18 protein-coding genes are annotated in these 18158 nt (G+C 53.1%); 11 read left to right on the top strand and 7 right to left on the bottom strand.

What is annotated here, in order from left to right:
- Positions 1-18: 18 nt before the first annotated feature.
- The 3 genes from AL479_RS17290 to mntR form a co-directional block, all read right to left on the bottom strand.
- Entirely contained in the window at positions 19-3114 is a 3096-nt protein-coding gene (locus AL479_RS17290) for a multidrug efflux RND transporter permease subunit (protein ID WP_061076951.1), read from the bottom strand.
- Between the two features lie 179 nt (positions 3115-3293).
- Positions 3294-4403 carry an anion transporter gene (locus AL479_RS17285; protein ID WP_061076950.1) on the bottom strand — a complete coding sequence of 370 codons (1110 nt, stop codon included), beginning with the start codon at positions 4401-4403 and terminating at the stop codon, positions 3294-3296.
- Positions 4400-4873, bottom strand: a complete 474-nt coding sequence (gene mntR / locus AL479_RS17280) for a manganese-binding transcriptional regulator MntR (protein WP_061076949.1) — start codon at positions 4871-4873, stop codon at positions 4400-4402. Before mntR ends, AL479_RS17285 begins: the two co-directional genes overlap by 4 nt.
- Before the next feature lie 185 nt (positions 4874-5058).
- Here mntR and mntS point away from each other — a divergent pair, with 185 nt between their 5' ends.
- On the top strand, positions 5059-5187 hold the full coding sequence (gene mntS / locus AL479_RS17275) for a manganase accumulation protein MntS (protein ID WP_061076948.1): 129 nt from the start codon (positions 5059-5061) through the stop codon (positions 5185-5187).
- 277 nt (positions 5188-5464) lie between these two features.
- Positions 5465-7051, top strand: coding sequence for a phosphoethanolamine transferase (locus AL479_RS17270; RefSeq protein WP_061076947.1), 1587 nt, complete (start codon positions 5465-5467; stop codon positions 7049-7051).
- 64 nt (positions 7052-7115) lie between these two features.
- Here AL479_RS17270 and ompX read toward each other — a convergent pair whose 3' ends face one another.
- Together ompX and AL479_RS23870 are read right to left on the bottom strand one after the other, a co-directional pair.
- The gene (gene ompX, locus AL479_RS17265) at positions 7116-7631 is read right to left on the bottom strand and encodes an outer membrane protein OmpX (protein ID WP_043001271.1); all 516 of its coding nucleotides are present in this window, start codon (positions 7629-7631) and stop codon (positions 7116-7118) included.
- 73 nt (positions 7632-7704) lie between these two features.
- Positions 7705-7749 (bottom strand): hypothetical protein, encoded by a 45-nt coding sequence (locus tag AL479_RS23870; protein WP_146109692.1) that lies wholly within the window; start codon positions 7747-7749, stop codon positions 7705-7707.
- Positions 7750-8019: 270 nt separating this feature from the next.
- Between AL479_RS23870 and rhtA the strand changes: the two genes are divergently transcribed.
- The 6 genes from rhtA to ybiO all read left to right on the top strand — a co-directional run bounded on the left by rhtA (position 8020) and on the right by ybiO (position 14654).
- Entirely contained in the window at positions 8020-8907 is an 888-nt protein-coding gene (rhtA, locus tag AL479_RS17255) for a threonine/homoserine exporter RhtA (protein ID WP_061076946.1), read from the top strand.
- Between the two features lie 309 nt (positions 8908-9216).
- Positions 9217-9720 carry a DNA starvation/stationary phase protection protein Dps gene (gene dps / locus AL479_RS17250; RefSeq protein ID WP_042320427.1) on the top strand — a complete coding sequence of 168 codons (504 nt, stop codon included), beginning with the start codon at positions 9217-9219 and terminating at the stop codon, positions 9718-9720.
- Positions 9721-10084: 364 nt separating this feature from the next.
- The gene (glnH, locus tag AL479_RS17245) at positions 10085-10831 is read left to right on the top strand and encodes a glutamine ABC transporter substrate-binding protein GlnH (protein WP_046477724.1); all 747 of its coding nucleotides are present in this window, start codon (positions 10085-10087) and stop codon (positions 10829-10831) included.
- 86 nt (positions 10832-10917) lie between these two features.
- Positions 10918-11577: a glutamine ABC transporter permease GlnP gene (glnP, locus tag AL479_RS17240; protein WP_043001274.1), complete on the top strand. Its 660-nt coding sequence runs from the start codon at positions 10918-10920 to the stop codon at positions 11575-11577.
- A complete protein-coding gene (gene glnQ, locus AL479_RS17235) occupies positions 11574-12296 on the top strand; it encodes a glutamine ABC transporter ATP-binding protein GlnQ (RefSeq protein WP_061076945.1) in 723 nt (240 codons plus the stop codon). Before glnP ends, glnQ begins: the two co-directional genes overlap by 4 nt.
- 117 nt (positions 12297-12413) lie before the next feature.
- Complete coding sequence (gene ybiO / locus AL479_RS17230) at positions 12414-14654, top strand: mechanosensitive channel protein (RefSeq protein ID WP_061076944.1); 2241 nt, start codon at positions 12414-12416, stop codon at positions 14652-14654.
- Here the strand turns inward: ybiO and rlmF are convergent.
- Complete coding sequence (rlmF, locus tag AL479_RS17225) at positions 14651-15577, bottom strand: 23S rRNA (adenine(1618)-N(6))-methyltransferase RlmF (RefSeq protein WP_061076943.1); 927 nt, start codon at positions 15575-15577, stop codon at positions 14651-14653. The genes ybiO and rlmF overlap by 4 nt on opposite strands.
- A gap of 286 nt (positions 15578-15863) precedes the next feature.
- On the opposite strand from rlmF, the gene mcbA reads away from it, so the two are divergent.
- The 3 genes from mcbA (at position 15864) to ybiJ (ending at position 17057) form a co-directional block, all read left to right on the top strand.
- Positions 15864-16124, top strand: coding sequence for a DUF1471 family periplasmic protein McbA (mcbA, locus tag AL479_RS17220; protein WP_061076942.1), 261 nt, complete (start codon positions 15864-15866; stop codon positions 16122-16124).
- Positions 16125-16244: 120 nt separating this feature from the next.
- Positions 16245-16511, top strand: coding sequence for a DksA/TraR family C4-type zinc finger protein (locus AL479_RS17215; RefSeq protein WP_043001279.1), 267 nt, complete (start codon positions 16245-16247; stop codon positions 16509-16511).
- A gap of 285 nt (positions 16512-16796) precedes the next feature.
- Positions 16797-17057: a DUF1471 family protein YbiJ gene (gene ybiJ / locus AL479_RS17205; RefSeq protein ID WP_043001280.1), complete on the top strand. Its 261-nt coding sequence runs from the start codon at positions 16797-16799 to the stop codon at positions 17055-17057.
- A 109-nt stretch (positions 17058-17166) separates the two neighbouring features.
- Here the strand turns inward: ybiJ and ybiB are convergent, their stop codons facing one another.
- Entirely contained in the window at positions 17167-18135 is a 969-nt protein-coding gene (ybiB, locus tag AL479_RS17200; RefSeq protein ID WP_061076941.1) for a DNA-binding protein YbiB, read from the bottom strand.
- Positions 18136-18158 lie beyond the last annotated feature (23 nt).

Below are 18158 nucleotides of genomic sequence, written 5' to 3'. Positions count from 1 at the left end.
TGATTTGTCGATGCAACCTTACGTTTTCAGATACCGTAGTCCTTGTCGAATAAGGATGAAAAACAGCGGCACAAAAAGCAGCGTTAAAACGGTACCGGTAAGCATCCCTCCAATGACGGCGGTACCGATCTCTATTCGACTGACCGCCCCCGCTCCGGTAGAGAGTACCAGAGGGATAACACCTGCCACAAATGCCAGTGAAGTCATGATAATGGGTCGCAAACGTAACCTTGCTGCCTCATACGCCGCTTGCGTAATCTCCAGACCTTCGGCGATACGCGACTGCGCAAACTCGACAATCAAAATCGCGTTTTTTGCCGACAATCCCATCGTGGTCAATACGCCAACCTGGAAATAAATATCATTGTTGAATCCGACGAGCATTGAAGCCGTCACCGCGCCCAAAATGCCCAGTGGAATGATCAACATGACCGCCAGTGGAATTGACCAGTTTTCATACAATGCAGCAAGGCAGAGAAAAATAAAGATGAGAGACGCCATGTAAATCCACAGCGTCTGAACGGATGATGCTTTTTCTTGAAACGACAAGCCGCTCCACTGCAAACCTAAACCAGGCATTTCCGCTATCATCTCTTCCATCAGATCCAGCGCATGGCCAGAACTGGTGCCTGCTGCGGCATTGCCCTGAAATTGAACGGCAGGCAAACCATTAAAACGCTGCAACATCTGTGGACCCGTCGTCCATTTGAATGACGTGAAGCTCGCGATTGAGGCCATATTGCCACTCGATCCTTTCACAAACCAGGAGGCAAGATTCTCAGGCGTCGCACGCCACTCGGCATCCCCCTGCATGTACACCTTTTTGACGCGTCCGCGATCGATGAAATCATTGATGTAAACGCCCCCCAGCGCTGCAGAAAGCGTTTCATTAATATCGGCGTGAACAACGCCCTGAGAACCGGCTTTCAGTGGATCAATATTGACTTGTAACTGCGCCTTTTCTTCAAGACTGTTGATTCTGACTGCAGTGAGATATTCACTACCGCCCGCCTGGCGTAAAAGCGCCTGCTGCGCCTGCAGGAGTGCCTCATATCCGATAGCAGATTGATCCTGAAGCCACAATTCAAATCCGCTGGACTGCCCAAGCCCCCGGACAGTCGGTGGGGACATCGCATTGATCGCTGCCAGAGGCACCGTTTTGAAATAGTGATTCGCGCGGGAAATGATCGCACTGGCACTATTCTGTTCCCCGCGTCGACGGTCCCAGTGCGTTAATTCCGCAAAAGCCATTCCGACATTTTGACCGCTCCCCGCATTATTGCGCCCTGTTACCATAAAGATAACGTTGAGGTTATCTTTCTCTTGCGTCAGAAAGTAATCGGTAATGGCGTCACCCACACGCTGCGTCATGGAGAGTGGCGATCCGGTAGGGAGAGTAAACTGAATCATCACCGCGCCCTGATCCTCATCAGGAAGAAAACCGGTCGGTAAGCGTTGATATTCCCACACCATAAACAGCACCAGTAACGTCGCAATAATGCATGAACGCAGGGGCCGTGAAACTATCCGTCGCAGCGTGGCTAAATAGCCCTGCTGGCTCTTTTCCATCCCCTGGTTAAAACAGATAAAAAAGGCCCCTTTCTTCGGGTGCTCTTTTTTCAGCAAATGGGCGCAGAGGGTTGGTGTCAGTGTCAACGCCACCAGCGCGGAGAGTGTCATGGCAGCTGCGATGGTCACGGTGAACTGTCGATAAATAATACCCACAGAACCGCCAAAAAACGCCATCGGAATGAAAACGGCCGCCAGCACCAGCGCGATACCAATCAGCGCACTGGTGATTTCCCTCATTGAATGCAATGTCGCTTCCGTGGGCGTCATATTTTCTTCGGCCATCACTCGCTCAACATTTTCGACCACCACAATAGCGTCATCCACTAACAGGCCGATCGCCAGTATCATGGCAAACAGCGTCAGGGTATTCAGGTTGTAACCGAGGACACTTAAAATACCGAACGTACCGAGCAGGACGACCGGTACCGTGATCGCAGGAATCAACGTGGCGCGCCAGTTTTGCAAAAACAGATACATCACTACGATGACCAGGAAGATCGCTTCAATTAATGTCCACACGACGCCTTCGATGGAAACCGTCACGAACGGCGTGCTGTCACGCGGATAAGCACTGATCACCCCTTGCGGAAACAGCGTACTGAGACGTTCAACTTCCGCACGAACATTTTCAGCCGTTGCCAGCGCATTCGCCCCTGATGCCAGCTGAATGGAAATTCCGGCGGCCGGATAGCCATTCAGGGTCGTCTGATTCTGATAATTTTCGGCTCCCAACTCTATGCGGGCAACATCACGTAAATAGATGACAGACCCATCAGGATTAATACGCACAACGATATTTTCAAATTGTTTGACGGTTTCAAGCCGCGACTGCGCCATCACGGTCGCATTGAGATATTGCCCCTCGACTGCAGGCAGTGACCCCACCTCCCCCCCGGTGACCTGTGCGTTCTGAGCTTCAATAGCAGCCCGGATATCAGACGGCATCAGACTAAAACTAGTGAGTTTGTAAGGATCCAGCCAGATGCGCATCGCATACTGTGCGCCAAAAATAGTGGTTTCTCCTACGCCATCAACCCGACTGAGCGGGTCCTGCAATGTGCTAATAAGGAAATCACTGATATCCAGACTGCTGAGTTGTCGGGTCTCATCATAAAGCGCGACCACCATCAGGCTATCCCCTTGCGATTTCGTCACCGTTATACCTTGTTGCTGCACTTCCGGCGGTAAACGGGTTATCGCCTGATTAACCGCGTTTTGTACCTGAACCTGCGCCATGTCGGGGTTCACCCCCTGATTAAAGCTGAGGCTGATTCGGGACTGGCCGGCGGAACTGCTGGTTGACGAGAAATAGAGCAGCCCATCAATCCCTTTAATCTGTTGCTCCAGCACCTGAGTGATGCTGTCTTCAACGGTCCTGGCTGATGCGCCTGGGTAATTCGCCGTAATATTCACTCCCGGCGGCGCGATATCGGGATACTGCTCAATGGGTAGCAGAAACAGCGCAAGCGTCCCTGCCGCCATAATTGAAATGGCCAGCACGGCGGAAAAAACCGGTCGGATAACAAAAAAACGCGCCAACATAGACAACCCCCCAGTCAGTAACCGCTGAACCGATATCGCACGGGCCGGAAACCTTACCGCAACGCTTAATCCGCTCACTAAATAAACAGTTTATTTACTTTACTGTAAAGTAAATAAACTGGTCAAACAAAAAACCCTCTTCGGGAGGATGAAAAGGGTTTTGTCAGCACGTTGAAAGATCAGCGAATGTTGAATAAAACAAATCCTGCGACGGCCGCCCACACCAACATCGGCAGCGAATAGAGATGAAAACGCCACCAGATGCGTCGGTCGTTTGCCATCCGTAGCGCAATCAAATTCGCCAGCGATCCGGGCAACAGACCAAATCCACCGACGTTAACCGCCCATGCCAGCAGCACGGTCGGAGGCACGTAATTCAGCAGCAAGATGGTGCTGGGGACATTGCTGATAAACTGCGACAGGCCAATTGCCGTCAGCCACAGGCCGGGTTCAGACAGCGAGTCGACGTGATTTAACGTCCCCTGCAACGCCGGCAGCTGCGTCAGTAGATGGACATCAATAAACATCGCCATAAATACCAGCAGCAGCGTCCAGTCAACGCTCAACACCACACGCCGCGCCAGTAGCAAAAACCCCAGCGCCACCATCGCCAGCCCTACCAGCTCTTGTTTGAACTCCAGCGCCGTCAGAAAGACGATGTACAGCCCCAGACACCCCCATACCAGTCGCGGCTGCCATTGCGGCGCATGTGTGCCGGTGTGGTACGACAGCGGCTTATTAGGGAAGCAGAACCAGCACACGACCAGCAGCGTCAACATCATCACGGCGGCAAGCGGCGCCATCTGGCTGATAAAGGCGAAAAATGAGAGACCAGAACGCCCCCACAGCAGAATGTTTTGTGGGTTGCCGATCGGCGTCAACAATGAACCGGCATTGACCGCCAGCGCTTCAAAAATAATGAGCCGGTTGACCGGAATCGCACACAGCTTCTTCAGCGTAATGGTCAGTGGCACGACGATAAAGAGCGCGACGTCGTTGGTCAGAAAAGTGGAAAGCAGCGCTGCTGCCAGCACCATGAACATCGCCAGACGGCGTTCAGTCGCAAAGCGGCGGGTCATTTTACGTCCCAGCACATCGAAATAGCCGCTAAGTTCAACGCCTTTAGTCAGCAGCATCAGGCCGCTCAGGGTGATAATGGTGTGCCAGTCAATGGCACCAGGCCAGGTCCGTGGCGTGAACGGCACCCACAGACTCAACCCCACGCCAACGACAATCAATAGCTGAAAAAAACGGTCGCGTTTCAACGCCCGCAATAAAGGCAGGTTCATTCAACGGAAGTTCCGTGTCGCTCGGTAAAGAGCCGGAATGCGTCCAGCGTCTCCTGACTAACATGGTGCTCCATCCCCTCAGCATCGCGACGGGCTATCTCAGCACTCACGCCCAACACCAGCAGGAAGTTCTCCACGATCTGATGGCGTTCGCGACTTTCCTGCGCCAGCTTCTCCCCTTCCGGGGTTAAGAAAACGCCGCGCCAGGGGATCATTTCGATCAGTCCCACCGACGCCAGACGCTTGAGCATCTTGGCTACCGTCGGCTGAGACACCCCAAGCCGGGCCGCCATATCCACCTGACGCGCCTCCCCGACTTCAATAATCAAGTCTGAAATCAACTCAACGTAGTCGTCGATCAGTTCGCGGCGATGCGCCTCTCTCACCTGACGAAACCCCTCAACGTGTTCCTCAACGTTCACTAACTGCGTCACTTTTTTTGTTGTTGGCATACCTGCGCGACGACTCATTCTGCTTCCTCATTCCTGTGACGCGTTAACAGCATCTAATTGGAGAGCGTCCATTGTAAACCAGAGTTGCCCGGGCACAAAAAATTAACGTTTTAGCAATAGCTATATAATATAGCCTGTGCTATATCTGTATGTAATGCAGTCATCCCTCACGGATCGAGGGACCAGAAAGTCAGGAGGTCAATATGAACGAGTTCAAGAGGTGTATGCGCGTGTTTAGTCACTCTCCCTTTAAAGTCCGGTTAATGCTGCTCTCAATGCTGTGCGATATGATCAACAGCAAACCTGAGCAGGACAAACCTTCAGAAAAATAACGCGGCGTCGCGGTACGCCGCTTCATCTGGCTGTCATATATGGCCGCTACACTCCTGTTTATGTCAAAATAGCCCTTCTTTTTGTCGGATTTGCTAACCTCTTCGCAAAACAATTTCTGTCAGCCCGTTGACCTTCACATTCACACGCTCTATCTTCTTGCAGCCCTGCCTAACTTGCGGCTCGCAGATGCGGACCTCTTCCCCTCTTCACGCACTCTCAGCAGGTAATGACCCTTGGCGCCAGGGTAAGCACATGGCGTTATTACGATAGTGGCATATGAATTTAACCGTCAAAGACTCGCTTCTTGCTCGCAGCCGGGCCCTTAGCCCGTGGGCTGGCTTTTATGTTTTGCAGTCCCTGCTGATCAACCTGGCGCTGGGCTATCCGTTTAGTCTGCTGTATACCCTTGCCTTTACCTGCATATTGCAGTTGCTCTGGCGGAGTGCGCCGAGAGCGCAGAAGGTGCTGATCGGCGTGTGTTCGCTTGTCGCCGCCTGTTACTTTCCTTTCGGCCAGGCTTACGGATCGCCAAACTTCAATACGCTGCTGGCCCTGCACTCGACCAACATGGAAGAGTCCACGGAGATCCTGACGATTTTCCCCTGGTACAACTACCTGATGGGGGTGTTTATCTTTGCCCTTGGCGTGATCGCCGTGCGTCGCAAACCTGACGAAGAGAAGAAACGCTGGAATAAATATGACAGCCTGTGCCTGCTGTTCAGCGTCGTCGCTTTTTTTGTCACTCCCGTACAGAACCTGGCCTGGGGCGGCGTGTTTAAATTAAAGGATACCGGCTATCCGGTATTCCGTTTCGCCAAAGACGTCATCGTCAATAACAATGAAGTCATTGACGAGCAGGAGCGCATGGCGAAATTCGCCAGCATGAAAGACACCTGGACCGTCACCGCCGTGAAGCCGAAATATCACACCTACGTGGTGGTGATCGGTGAAAGCGCTCGCCGTGATGCGCTGGGGGCATTTGGTGGCCACTGGGATAACACCCCGTTTGCCAGCAGCGTTAACGGCTACCTGTTTGCCGATTACGTCGCGGCCAGCGGGTCAACGCAAAAATCGCTCGGGTTAACCCTCAACCGGGTCGTTGATGATAAGCCGCAGTATCAGGATAACTTTGTCACACTGGCAAACCGCGCCGGTTTCCAGACCTGGTGGTTCTCTAATCAGGGACAAATCGGCGAATACGATACCGCCATCGCCAGTATCGCAAAGCGGGCTGATGAAGTGCATTTTCTGAAGAGCGGTGACTTCGAAGCGGACAAAAACACCCAGGACGAGGCGTTGTTAAAAATGACCGCGCAGGTGCTGGAAACGGAACGCACCCAGCCGCAGCTGATTGTCCTGCATCTGATGGGTTCTCATCCCCAGGCCTGCGATCGGACAAAAGGCAAGTACGACACGTTCGTCCAGTCGAAAGAGACCTCTTGCTATCTCTATACCATGACCCAGACCGACGACCTGCTGCGAAAACTGTACGACCAGCTCCGCAACAGCGGCGGCAGTTTCTCGCTGGCGTATTTCTCCGATCATGGCCTCGCCTTTAAAGAACGCGGGAAGGAAGTGCAGTATCTGGCGCATGACGACCAGTTCCAGCAAAACTTCCAGGTCCCGTTTATGGTGCTCTCCAGCGATGACAAAGCGCATAAAGTCATCAAAGCGCGGCGTTCCGCCAACGACTTCCTTGGCTTTTTCTCACAGTGGACAGGGATCAGCGCGAAAGAGATTAAGATGAAGTACCGGTTTATCTCTGAACAGAAGGCCGGGCCGGTGTATATCACCAACTTCAAATTGCAGAAGGTGGATTACAACCACCTGGGAACCGACGTTTTTAGCACCAAATCGCGCTAACGTCGCGAGACACAGCCAAAAAAAATCCGCCCCTTGAGGCGGATTTTTTATATCACCGACGTGATTAGAAGCGGTAACCGACGCCTGCGATCCAGGTGCCAACGTCAACGCTACGAATACGGCTCTGCTCGTAAGAGAAGTCCAGCGCAACGTTTTCGATCGGGTTGAACTGCACACCTGCGCCATAAGAGAAACCATAATCGCTGGTATCATCTTTATGCGTCGGGTAGTTGGTGTCCTGGAATTTACCGTAGCCTACACCCACAACACCGTAGATGCTTGCCCAGTCGTTCAGACGGTAAGCCGGACCAGCAGTGATGCCGTAGTACTGAGTTTTGTTGTAATCGCCTGCACCGTTAGTACGATCTTTTTCGGTGTAAGTGAAGGAACCGATTACGCCCAGCGGGTTGTTGTCCTGCTCATAGCGATACTTCAGGTTGAAACCGTTCATTTTGTTCGCCGCGCCCTGAGCATCGCTCTGAGCATAACCACCGGTAACGGTAGACGTTGCAGCGACGGCGGAACCTGCGGAGATAGCCAGAACAGCGGCCAGTGCTGAAAGACATGCAATTTTTTTCATAACCACCTCAAATGTGCTTCAAATAAATCCTAAGTGTTAAATATATCAAAAATTGATGAGAAACTCTTTGCGATTAGTGATGTCTAACGGGCCATTTCATGTAACAGAACATTTCTATGAGCCGCTATCTCTTTCAATTAACATCACTTTTCCAGATATTCGCCCCATTATTACGCGCATAATAAAGGACATTCATCCAGATTATTCCTAATCTGCCAGCGCATTAATCCATCAACTTGCCGCCATTTTACGGCTTTCCAGGAATTTTTTTTCAACGAAGACTCAACCGCAGAAGGTTATTTCCATTACACTGCCTCTTTTACTTTTCTATACACAAATCAGGCAAGTTGCTGGATGGCGTGTATCTACAGTTATGTCGGGAGAACGGATGCCAGGGTCGTCACGTAAAACGCCAGTTTGGTTGCCTATTTTAGTACTGCTTATCGCCATGGCCTCGATCCAGAGCGGCGCATCGCTGGCAAAATCATTGTTTCCGCTGGTTGGCGCGCCCGGCGTGACCGCCCTCCGTCTGGCATTAGGCACGCTGATTCTTATTGTCTTCTTCAAGCCATGGCGTCTGCGGTTTGCCAAAGAGCAGCGTCTGCCGCTGCTTTTTTACGGCCTGTCGCTGGGGGGAATGAACTACCTCTTCTATCTGTCGATTCAGACGGTCCCGTTGGGGATTGCAGTCGCGCTGGAGTTTACCGGGCCGCTGGCGGTCGCCCTGTTCTCTTCGCGACGCCCCGTTGATTTCATCTGGGTGGTGCTGGCGGTTCTGGGGCTCTGGTTCCTGCTGCCGCTGGGTCAGGACGTTTCGCATGTCGACCTGTTCGGTGCCACCATGGCGCTGGGCGCAGGTGCCTGCTGGGCTATCTATATTCTCAGCGGACAACGCGCCGGTGCTGAGCACGGCCCGGCCACCGTCGCAGTAGGCTCGCTGATTGCCGCTCTGGTTTTCGTCCCGCTTGGAGTAGCGCAGGCCGGGGAAGCGCTCTGGCACTGGTCGGTGATTCCGCTGGGTCTGGCGGTTGCGGTGTTGTCGACAGCGCTCCCCTACTCGCTGGAGATGATTGCCTTAACCCGCCTGCCTACACGCACCTTTGGTACGCTGATGAGTATGGAACCCGCACTGGCCGCCGTGGCGGGTATCCTGTTTCTCGGCGAAACGCTCACGCCTGTCCAGTTGCTGGCGCTTGGCGCGATCATTGCCGCCTCGATGGGCTCGACGCTGACCATTCGACGGGAGAGCAAAATAAAAGAGGTTGATGTAAATTAATTTTACATTTCTGCATGGTTGCATAACCATGCAGAATATCTTCCCGCTGTTTTCCCTGTATTTTCCTGATATTTTCCCACCGTCCACCTGCCCCGCACCGACTATTTATTCGCCTTCTCATATCGGCATCAGAATATTGTCATCGTCGTTCTTACCCCTGCGCAACTACATGAATAATAATGCAATTAAATACCGATGTTGTTAAATGCTATTAAAGCGATAGGCAGAGCCAGAAAAGCAGGAACGATAACCGGTGCTATACTGAATCTCGTAAATTACTGGGACATAACATCAAGAGGATATGAAATTATGAGTACCGCTAAATTGGTAAAAACAAAAGCGTCCAATCTGCTTTATACCCGCAACGATGTCTCCGACAGCGATAAGAAAGCAACGGTTGAGTTGCTGAATCGTCAGGTGATCCAGTTTATCGACCTGTCACTGATCACGAAGCAGGCCCACTGGAACATGCGCGGCGCTAACTTTATTGCTGTCCATGAGATGCTGGATGGCTTCCGTACAGCATTGACCGACCATCTCGACACGATGGCAGAGCGTGCCGTACAGTTGGGCGGTGTGGCGCTGGGGACCACGCAGGTCATTAATAGCAAAACGCCGTTGAAAAGCTATCCGCTGGACATCCATACCGTTCAGGATCACCTGAAAGAACTGGCAGACCGTTATGCTGTCGTCGCCAACGATGTGCGTAAAGCCATCAGCGAAGCGAAAGACGAAGATACCGCCGATATCTTTACCGCCGCTTCCCGCGATCTCGACAAATTCCTGTGGTTCATCGAATCCAACATCGAATAATCACATCATAAGCATTCCCTCTAATACCCTCGCCACGGCGGGGGTTTTGCACTTTTATGGTGCACCACATCGCCACCTCCCCGCTGTAAAGTAAAATATTTGTAATAATCACCTCACACAATCGTTAACGAAAGATTGTTTTATCAACGATCTTTGCGCTAAATAGGCAGACCGTTCGCGCATCCTTCGGATTGCACTAAATCAGTGCCCCAACATGGTGCAAAAAGCGAGTTTTGCTCCACTACCTGTGCAAAAGCGCGCAGTCTCCTCTTGTTAAAACAATGGGTTGCAAAACTGGCACGATTCTTTCATTACACTTATCGTTCTCGCAGGGGATCGCCCCGTGGATAAAAAAGGAAATGCTATGAAGTCTGTATTAAAAGTTTCACTGGCAGCACTTGCCCTGGCTTTTGCGGTGTCCTCTCATGCCGCGGATAAGAAACTGGTTGTCGCAACTGACACCGCGTTCGTCCCGTTTGAATTCAAACAGGGCGACAAATACGTTGGCTTTGATGTGGACCTGTGGGCCGCCGTAGCAAAAGAACTGAAGCTGGATTATGAACTGAAACCAATGGATTTCAGCGGCATCATCCCGGCACTGCAAACCAAAAACGTTGACCTGGCGCTGGCGGGCATCACTATTACTGACGAGCGCAAAAAAGCGATCGATTTCTCTGACGGTTACTACAAAAGCGGCCTGTTAGTGATGGTGAAAACCAACAACAACGACGTAAAAAGCGTAAAAGATCTGGACGGTAAAGTGGTTGCGGTGAAGAGCGGTACTGGCTCCGTTGATTACGCCAAAGCCAACATTAAAACGAAAGATCTGCGCCAGTTCCCGAACATCGATAACGCCTACATGGAACTGGGTACCAACCGCGCAGATGCGGTTCTGCACGATACGCCGAACATCCTGTACTTCATCAAAACCGCAGGTAACGGCCAGTTCAAAGCGGTGGGTGAATCACTGGAAGCACAGCAGTACGGTATCGCATTCCCGAAAGGCAGCGACGAACTGCGCGAGAAAGTGAACGGCGCGCTGAAAACGCTGCGTGACAACGGTACCTATAACGAAATCTACAAAAAATGGTTCGGCTCAGAACCTAAATAATAAGACGTTTTGCCTTCAGATGTTGCCCGGGGGCGCTAAGCGTACCGGGCATTTGATTTTTTTCACCACGGTAACAGGAACTACATATGCAGTTTGACTGGAGTGCCATCTGGCCCGCCATTCCGATCCTGCTTCAGGGTGCCAAAATGACCCTGTGGATCTCCATCCTCGGTCTGGCTGGCGGGATCATCATTGGCTTGCTGGCGGGTTTAGCCCGTACCTATGGCGGCTGGATCGCCAATCACGTCTCTCTCGTCTTTATCGAAGTCATCCGTGGCACGCCGATCGTTGTCCAGGTGATGTACATCTATTTTGCCCTGCCGATGGCCTTCCCGGACTTGCGCATCGATACGTTTAGCGCCGCCGTTATCACGATCATGATTAACTCCGGCGCCTATATCGCGGAAATCACTCGTGGTTCGGTTCTGTCGATCCACAAAGGATTTAGCGAAGCCGGTCTGGCGCTGGGTCTATCCCGTCGCGAAACCATCCGTCATGTGATCATGCCGCTCGCGCTGCGCCGTATGCTGCCTTCGCTCGGTAACCAGTTAATCATCAGTATCAAAGATACGTCGCTGTTTATCGTCATCGGCGCAGCGGAACTGACCCGCAGCGGTCAGGAGATTATTGCCGGCAACTTCCGCGCCCTGGAAATCTGGACCGCGGTGGGGGTTATCTACCTCATCATTACGCAAGTCCTGAACATCGTGCTTCGTAGTCTGGAAAGAAGGATGAAAATCCTGTGATTGAATTTAAAAACGTCTCAAAGCATTTTGGCCCGACCCAGGTGCTGCATAACATTGATCTGAACATTAAGCAGGGCGAAGTGGTGGTGATTATCGGACCATCCGGTTCCGGTAAATCCACGCTGTTGCGCTGCATTAATAAACTCGAAGAGATTACCTCCGGTGATTTGATCGTCGATGGGCTGAAGGTCAATGACCCGAAGGTTGACGAGCGTCTGATCCGCCAGGAAGCGGGGATGGTGTTCCAGCAGTTCTATCTTTTCCCTCACCTGACCGCGCTGGAAAACGTCATGTTTGGCCCGTTGCGCGTTCGTGGGACGAAGAAAGACGCTGCCGAAAAGCAGGCAAAAGAACTGTTGGCGAAAGTGGGTCTGGCCGAGCGCGCTCACCACTACCCGTCTGAGCTTTCCGGCGGTCAGCAGCAGCGTGTGGCGATTGCTCGCGCCCTGGCGGTGAAGCCGAAGATGATGCTGTTTGATGAACCGACCTCTGCGCTCGATCCGGAACTGCGCCACGAAGTACTGAAAGTGATGCAGGATCTGGCGGAAGAAGGGATGACAATGGTCATCGTCACGCACGAAATCGGCTTTGCTGAGAAAGTCGCCTCACGCCTGATCTTCATCGACAAGGGTCGTATTGCCGAGGACGGTAATCCGCAAACCCTGATTGAAAACCCGCCAAGTCAGCGTCTGCAGGAGTTCTTGCAGCACGTTTCCTGACGGCCAGCCTCCCTTCCGCCAGGAGGGGAGGTTTCTCTACGACTCTTCCCATTTCGAATCGCCGCGCCTCCAGCCACTATACTTATCTCTTTGTTCTGTTTTCTCACTGGAGGAGTCATGCGGTGGATCCTGTTCATCCTCTTTTGCCTGCTGGGCGCACCAGCCCAGGCGGTGACCATTCCCGGCGTCACAACCGGCGCTGATGCTAACGCACAAACAACACCTGCGCCCGAGCCTGATATTGAGCAGAAGAAAGCGGCCTACGGGGCGCTGGCCGACGTACTGGAAAATGATACCTCGCGCAAAGAGTTGATTGACCAGTTGCGAACCGTCGCCGCCACGCCGCCGCCGGATCCGGTACCGAAAATCACCCCGCCGGTGGTCGTTGAAGAAAAAACGGTGCTGGAAAACGTCACCGATCTCAGCCGCCATTACGGCGAAGCGCTGTCTGGTCGCTTTGCCCAGCTCTACCGCAACATCACTGATGCGCCGCACAAACCCTTTAACAGCCAGACCTTCAAAAATGCCCTCAGCCACTTCCTGATGCTGGCCGCTGCGGTATTCGGCTTCTACTGGTTGATTCGTCTGTGTATGTTGCCGTTGTATCGTAAAATGGGTAACTGGGCGCGGAAAAAGAACCGCGAGCGTAGCAACTGGCTTCAGCTACCCGCAATGATCGTTGGCGCATTGATTATCGACCTGCTTTTGCTGGCGCTGACCCTGTTTGTCGGTCAGTTGTTAAGTGACAGACTGAACGCAGGCAGCCGCACCATCGCCTTTCAGCAAGGGCTGTTTCTGAACGCTTTTGCACTGATCGAATTTTTCAAAGCCATTCTGCGGCTGATCTTTTGTCCAAACGTGGCGGAACTGCGGCCCTTTACCATTCAGGATACCAGCGCCCGTTACTGGAACCGGCGACTGAGTTCGCTGAGCAGTCTGATTGGTTATGGTTTGATCGTCGCGGTTCCGATTATTTCCAATCAGGTGAACGTACAGGTCGGCGCGATGGCCAACGTGGTCATCATGCTGTGTATCACGCTGTGGGCGCTGTATCTGATCTTCCGTAACAAGAAAGAAATTACCCAACATCTGCTGAATCTGGCGGAACGCTCGCTGGCCTTCTTCAGTCTGTTTATCCGCGCCTTTGCGCTGGTCTGGCACTGGCTGGCAAGCGCCTATTTTATCGTCCTGTTTTTCTTCTCCCTGTTTGACCCAGGCAACAGCCTGAAGTTTATGATGGGGGCGACGGTGCGCAGCCTGGCGATCATCGGTATTGCGGCTTTCGTTTCCGGGATGTTTACCCGCTGGATCGCCAAAACCATCACCCTCTCCCCGCATACGCAGCGCAATTATCCCGAACTGCAAAAGCGGCTCAACGGCTGGCTCTCTACCGCGTTGAACGTGGCGCGGATCCTGACGGTGTGTGTCGCCATCATGCTGTTGCTGAACGCATGGGGACTGTTTGATTTCTGGAACTGGCTGCACAACGGCGCCGGTGAGAAGACGGTCGATATTCTGATCCGCATCGTGCTGATTTTGTTCTTCTCCGCAGTAGGCTGGACGCTGCTTGCCAGCCTGATCGAAAACCGGCTGGCGTCCGATATTCATGGCCGCCCTCTCCCCAGTGCGCGTACCCGCACGCTGTTAACCCTGTTTCGTAACGCACTGGCGGTGATCATCAGCACGATCACCATCATGATCGTACTTTCGGAAATTGGCGTTAACATCGCCCCACTGCTGGCCGGTGCCGGGGCGCTGGGGCTGGCAATTTCCTTTGGTGCGCAAACGCTGGTGAAAGATATTATTACCGGGGTCTTTATTCAGTTTGAAAATGGTATGAATACAGGCGATCTGGTTACCATCGGGCCGTTAACCGGTACAGTAGAACGCATGTCGATTCGCTCTGTTGGCGTACGTCAGGACACCGGGGCGTACCATATTATTCCGTGGTCATCGATCACCACCTTCGCCAACTTTGTCCGCGGCATTGGCTCGGTGGTCGCCAATTACGATGTGGATCGTCATGAAGATGCCGATAAGGCCAATCAGGCGCTGAAAGAGGCGGTCGCGGCGGTAATGGAAAGCGAGGACGTTCGTGGGCTGATAATTGGTGAGCCGTCGTTTGCCGGGATTGTCGGATTGTCCAACACGGCATTTACGCTGCGGGTATCGTTTACCACGCTGCCGCTGAAGCAGTGGACGGTTCGCTTCGCGCTGGACAGCCAGGTGAAAAAACATTTCGACCTGGCGGGCGTTCGTCCACCGGTGCAGACCTGGCAGATTCTGCCCGCCGCGCCAACGACACCGACAGCGCCAACCGCACCGGCGTCGCTGCCACCCGGCGAGCCGACGCTCTAGCGTTTACGCGTACTAAAACGGCGGCGCTGGTCGTCGTCCATAAAGGTCCAGGCGATAAAGCGGCTCTGCTTTTGCCCCTGGGCCATCTCTTTTTTCACCACCTTGACCGCCCCCACGTCAGTCAGCGCGCGATAGAGCGGCGGCAGGTTTTCGCCGCGTGACACCAGCGTGGTAAACCACATGACCTGACGGCCAAAGGTCTGGCTTTCGGCAATCATCGTTTTGATGAACGCGACTTCCCCCCCTTCACACCACAGCTCCTGCTGCTGACCGCCGAAGTTCAGCGCATCATCTTTGCTCTGTCCGAGGTTGCGGCGTTTGCGCTCGCTTCCAGCACGAGCAGAGGCGGCGGACTCGTGGAACGGCGGATTGCACAGCGTCGCGTCATATTGCTCATTTTTATGAATAATACCGTTAAAGATAGCCGCTGGAGTTTTCTGTCGACGCAGGCGAATGGCGCGCGTCAGCCCTGGATTGGCGCTGATAATGGCCTGCGCGCTGGCTAACGCCTGCTCATGCGTCTCACTGCCCGTGAAACGCCAGCCATACTCATGCACGCCGATCAGCGGATAAATACAGTTCGCGCCCACGCCAACATCAAGGATTGTGGCCTGAGTCGGCACACTTCCCGTTGTCTCGGCAAGCAGATCGGCCAGATGGTGGAGGTAATCTGCACGCCCTGGCACCGGCGGACACAGGAATCCTTCTGGAATATCCCAGTTTGCCACCCCATAGAAGTGCGCCAGCAGCGCCTTATTCAACGCCTTTACCGCCAGCGGATTGGCAAAATCAACGCTTTGCTCGCCCGCGGGGGTCAGGACGAGATACTGCGCCAGCTCAGGCGTGCCTTTGCAGAGCGTGGCAAGATCGTAGCGACTGTGATGACGGTTGCGCGGGTGTAAGCCTGGTTTCTGGGGGGACATAGCATTCTCCTTTTAACAGCGGCGTAAGATACCCGCATAACGCAACGCGGTAAACCGGGTTGATGAGAAACAGCCGCTTCACTGCAGCGTATCTGCGCGCGAAACGGGACGAAGCGGCGCAAATCGCCCAAATATCAATGATATGTATGTCATTGATTTGTCAACATACGTCAATATTTTTCGTTCAAATTTTAAGCAGATCATCATCAATTTTTTACGCCATTCCTGCCGCACTGACGACCTAAACTTATCTGGCACTACACGTTGTTTCACTGAGGAGAGCATCATGAAAAAATGCCTCGCATTACTCGTCGCTACCACGCTTGCAGGTGTGGCATTCGCGGCGTCTGCAGCACAACCTCTCAGCAGTCCCGATACCGGCCAGCTACGTGCGTCAGGTACCGTCTCTGCCACTGGCGCCACCAACCTGAGTGACCTGGAGGATAAACTGGCGGAAAAAGCGCAAGAGCAAGGCGCGAAAGGCTTTGTGGTTAATTCCGCAGGCGGTAAGAACCAGATGTATGGTACAGCCACCATTTACAAGTAACCTTCCCTACCACCTGCCCGATAGCGACGCCGCTTATCGGGCATTGCCCCTTGACTGAGCAATTTTTGACTCCATCTTGACTATAATAACCTCGTTATAAAGCGTGAGGAGAACCGTGCTATGGCCTCTGGTTGGGCAAATGATGACGCTGTGAACGAACAGATCAACAGTACAATTGAAGATGCTGTCGCGCGTGCAAGAGGTGAAATTCCGCGCGGTGATAGCCTGTATGAATGCGAAGAATGTGGCGATCCGATCCCGGAAGCCCGCCGACAGGCAGTGCCGGGTGTAAGATTGTGCCTTAACTGCCAACAGGAGAAAGATTCGCAGAACTCCTCCTATACGGGATATAATCGCAGAGGATCAAAAGACAGCCAGCTACGTTGACCTATCCTTACACAGATATAAAGAACATGCCGTTTCGCTTACGCTCACGTTAAATTGCTCTCTGCGTAGCAAAATGTGCCGTTCTCCTCTCAACTGTAAAGTGAACTGCGAAGAACCGTAAATTCATCTCGTGAATTAATTAATAATCAATAAGTTATTTGTCATTCAATTTTTTTGATGAATGTTGTCAATTCTCTTCGATTTTATCTCTCGAAAAAAAGCGTGATACTCATCACATCGACGGAACATCGTCTTCCTTAATAAATAACCTGCGAGAGATTAACAATGAAAACTATCAAATATGCTGTTGCCGCTGTTGCCCTGTCTACTCTGTCTTTTGGCGTTTTCGCTGCCGAACCTGTTACGGCTGCTCAGGCGCAAAGCATGAATAAAATCGGTGTGGTTTCTGCAGAAGGCGCAACCACGCTGGACGGCCTGGAAGCAAAACTGGCTGAGAAAGCCGCTGCTGCCGGCGCAAGTGGTTACAGCATCACCTCTGCCAACAACAACAACAAAATGAGCGGTACTGCTGTTATCTACAAATAAGGTTTACCCCGTCTGCTGCCAACAGACACCCTGCTCCAACCCTCATTGAACCTGAATTACCCTTGTTTGCCCGTCCGCCACTGGACGGGCTTTTTTTTTATCTGTGGCGCTAAAAACTGTCGTTTACTCGCGCCAGTCCTTCCTCGAGTGTCGCCACCTCACCCGTTGCCACCAGACAACAGGCTATCTGGATTTTCAACGATGCCGGTACCGGCTCGCTTCCCGCCAGGCAGCGTTCAATCCAGCGCGCGGTCGTCTCAGGATCCTTTGCCGCAGGCAGCGGTACAGGTTCGTCGGGCATTTCACTTTGTCGGCTCTGTAACACCCGGGTGCCGGTGCTATCAATCAGGCTAATCTGCGGGCAGCGTTGCGGATTGGCGTACACCTCACCTTCGGTTCCGTGCATCAACAGCCCACGGCCACCAATATCACTGAAGAATTTCGCTACGCGCGGCACATATTCCGGATGCGACACGCTGGCAAGACGCAGTGCGGCGTCTTCAGCAAACGGCGTCGCCAGCTTCGCCAGCGTATGCGCGCTGTTGCGCACGCCCAGTCGCCAGCGCATTGCCAGCTGTTTTTCCAGCGGTGGGCAGAGCGTGCTCACCGGAATAAAGACCGGCTGATGTCCATCCAGTTTCGCCTGTGCCTGCCCGGCATGACGCGTCGGGGCAATCCCCATCAGCTCGAAAATGGTCTCCGTCAGCACGCGGGTCGGATCTTCGCTCACCCCATGTACGACCACTGGAAAACCCAGTTTATGCAATAAAATCGCCAGCAGCGGCGTCAGGTTCGCCTGTTTGCGCGCGCCGTTATAGCTGGGGATAACAATCGGCATCGGCTTCGCAACCGGCGGGGTAAGCTTAATGGAATGGTTTTGCATCGCCTCATAAAAGCCCAGCATTTCGGCTTCCCCTTCCCCTTTGATGCGCAACGCAATCAGTACGCCGCCCATTTCCAGTTCCGGCACGTCGCCGTTGAGCATGTGGGTATAAAGCCCTCGCGCGGTATCCTGGTCCAGATCGCGGGCGTGGTTTTTCCCCCGGCCGATCTCTTTAATTATTTTGCGGTAATCCATCGAAAACTCCTTGCCTCACACTC

This window comes from Citrobacter amalonaticus (genome assembly GCF_001559075.2).
In the GTDB taxonomy this organism is placed as follows: Bacteria; Pseudomonadota; Gammaproteobacteria; order Enterobacterales; family Enterobacteriaceae; genus Citrobacter_A; species Citrobacter_A amalonaticus_F.
The sequence above is the reverse complement of the archived record's forward strand: the minus strand, read 5'-3'. Positions and strand labels throughout refer to the sequence as shown.

Coding starts and splice junctions, on each gene's coding strand:
- AL479_RS17290 (WP_061076951.1), bottom strand. CDS start 3,114: ATGTTGGCGCGTTTTTTTGTTATCCGACCGGTTTTTTCCGCCGTGCTG.
- AL479_RS17285 (WP_061076950.1), bottom strand. CDS start 4,403: ATGAACCTGCCTTTATTGCGGGCGTTGAAACGCGACCGTTTTTTTCAG.
- mntR (WP_061076949.1), bottom strand. CDS start 4,873: ATGAGTCGTCGCGCAGGTATGCCAACAACAAAAAAAGTGACGCAGTTA.
- mntS (WP_061076948.1), top strand. CDS start 5,059: ATGAACGAGTTCAAGAGGTGTATGCGCGTGTTTAGTCACTCTCCCTTT.
- AL479_RS17270 (WP_061076947.1), top strand. CDS start 5,465: ATGAATTTAACCGTCAAAGACTCGCTTCTTGCTCGCAGCCGGGCCCTT.
- ompX (WP_043001271.1), bottom strand. CDS start 7,631: ATGAAAAAAATTGCATGTCTTTCAGCACTGGCCGCTGTTCTGGCTATC.
- rhtA (WP_061076946.1), top strand. CDS start 8,020: ATGCCAGGGTCGTCACGTAAAACGCCAGTTTGGTTGCCTATTTTAGTA.
- dps (WP_042320427.1), top strand. CDS start 9,217: ATGAGTACCGCTAAATTGGTAAAAACAAAAGCGTCCAATCTGCTTTAT.
- glnH (WP_046477724.1), top strand. CDS start 10,085: ATGAAGTCTGTATTAAAAGTTTCACTGGCAGCACTTGCCCTGGCTTTT.
- glnP (WP_043001274.1), top strand. CDS start 10,918: ATGCAGTTTGACTGGAGTGCCATCTGGCCCGCCATTCCGATCCTGCTT.
- ybiO (WP_061076944.1), top strand. CDS start 12,414: ATGCGGTGGATCCTGTTCATCCTCTTTTGCCTGCTGGGCGCACCAGCC.
- rlmF (WP_061076943.1), bottom strand. CDS start 15,577: ATGTCCCCCCAGAAACCAGGCTTACACCCGCGCAACCGTCATCACAGT.
- mcbA (WP_061076942.1), top strand. CDS start 15,864: ATGAAAAAATGCCTCGCATTACTCGTCGCTACCACGCTTGCAGGTGTG.
- AL479_RS17215 (WP_043001279.1), top strand. CDS start 16,245: ATGGCCTCTGGTTGGGCAAATGATGACGCTGTGAACGAACAGATCAAC.
- ybiJ (WP_043001280.1), top strand. CDS start 16,797: ATGAAAACTATCAAATATGCTGTTGCCGCTGTTGCCCTGTCTACTCTG.
- ybiB (WP_061076941.1), bottom strand. CDS start 18,135: ATGGATTACCGCAAAATAATTAAAGAGATCGGCCGGGGGAAAAACCAC.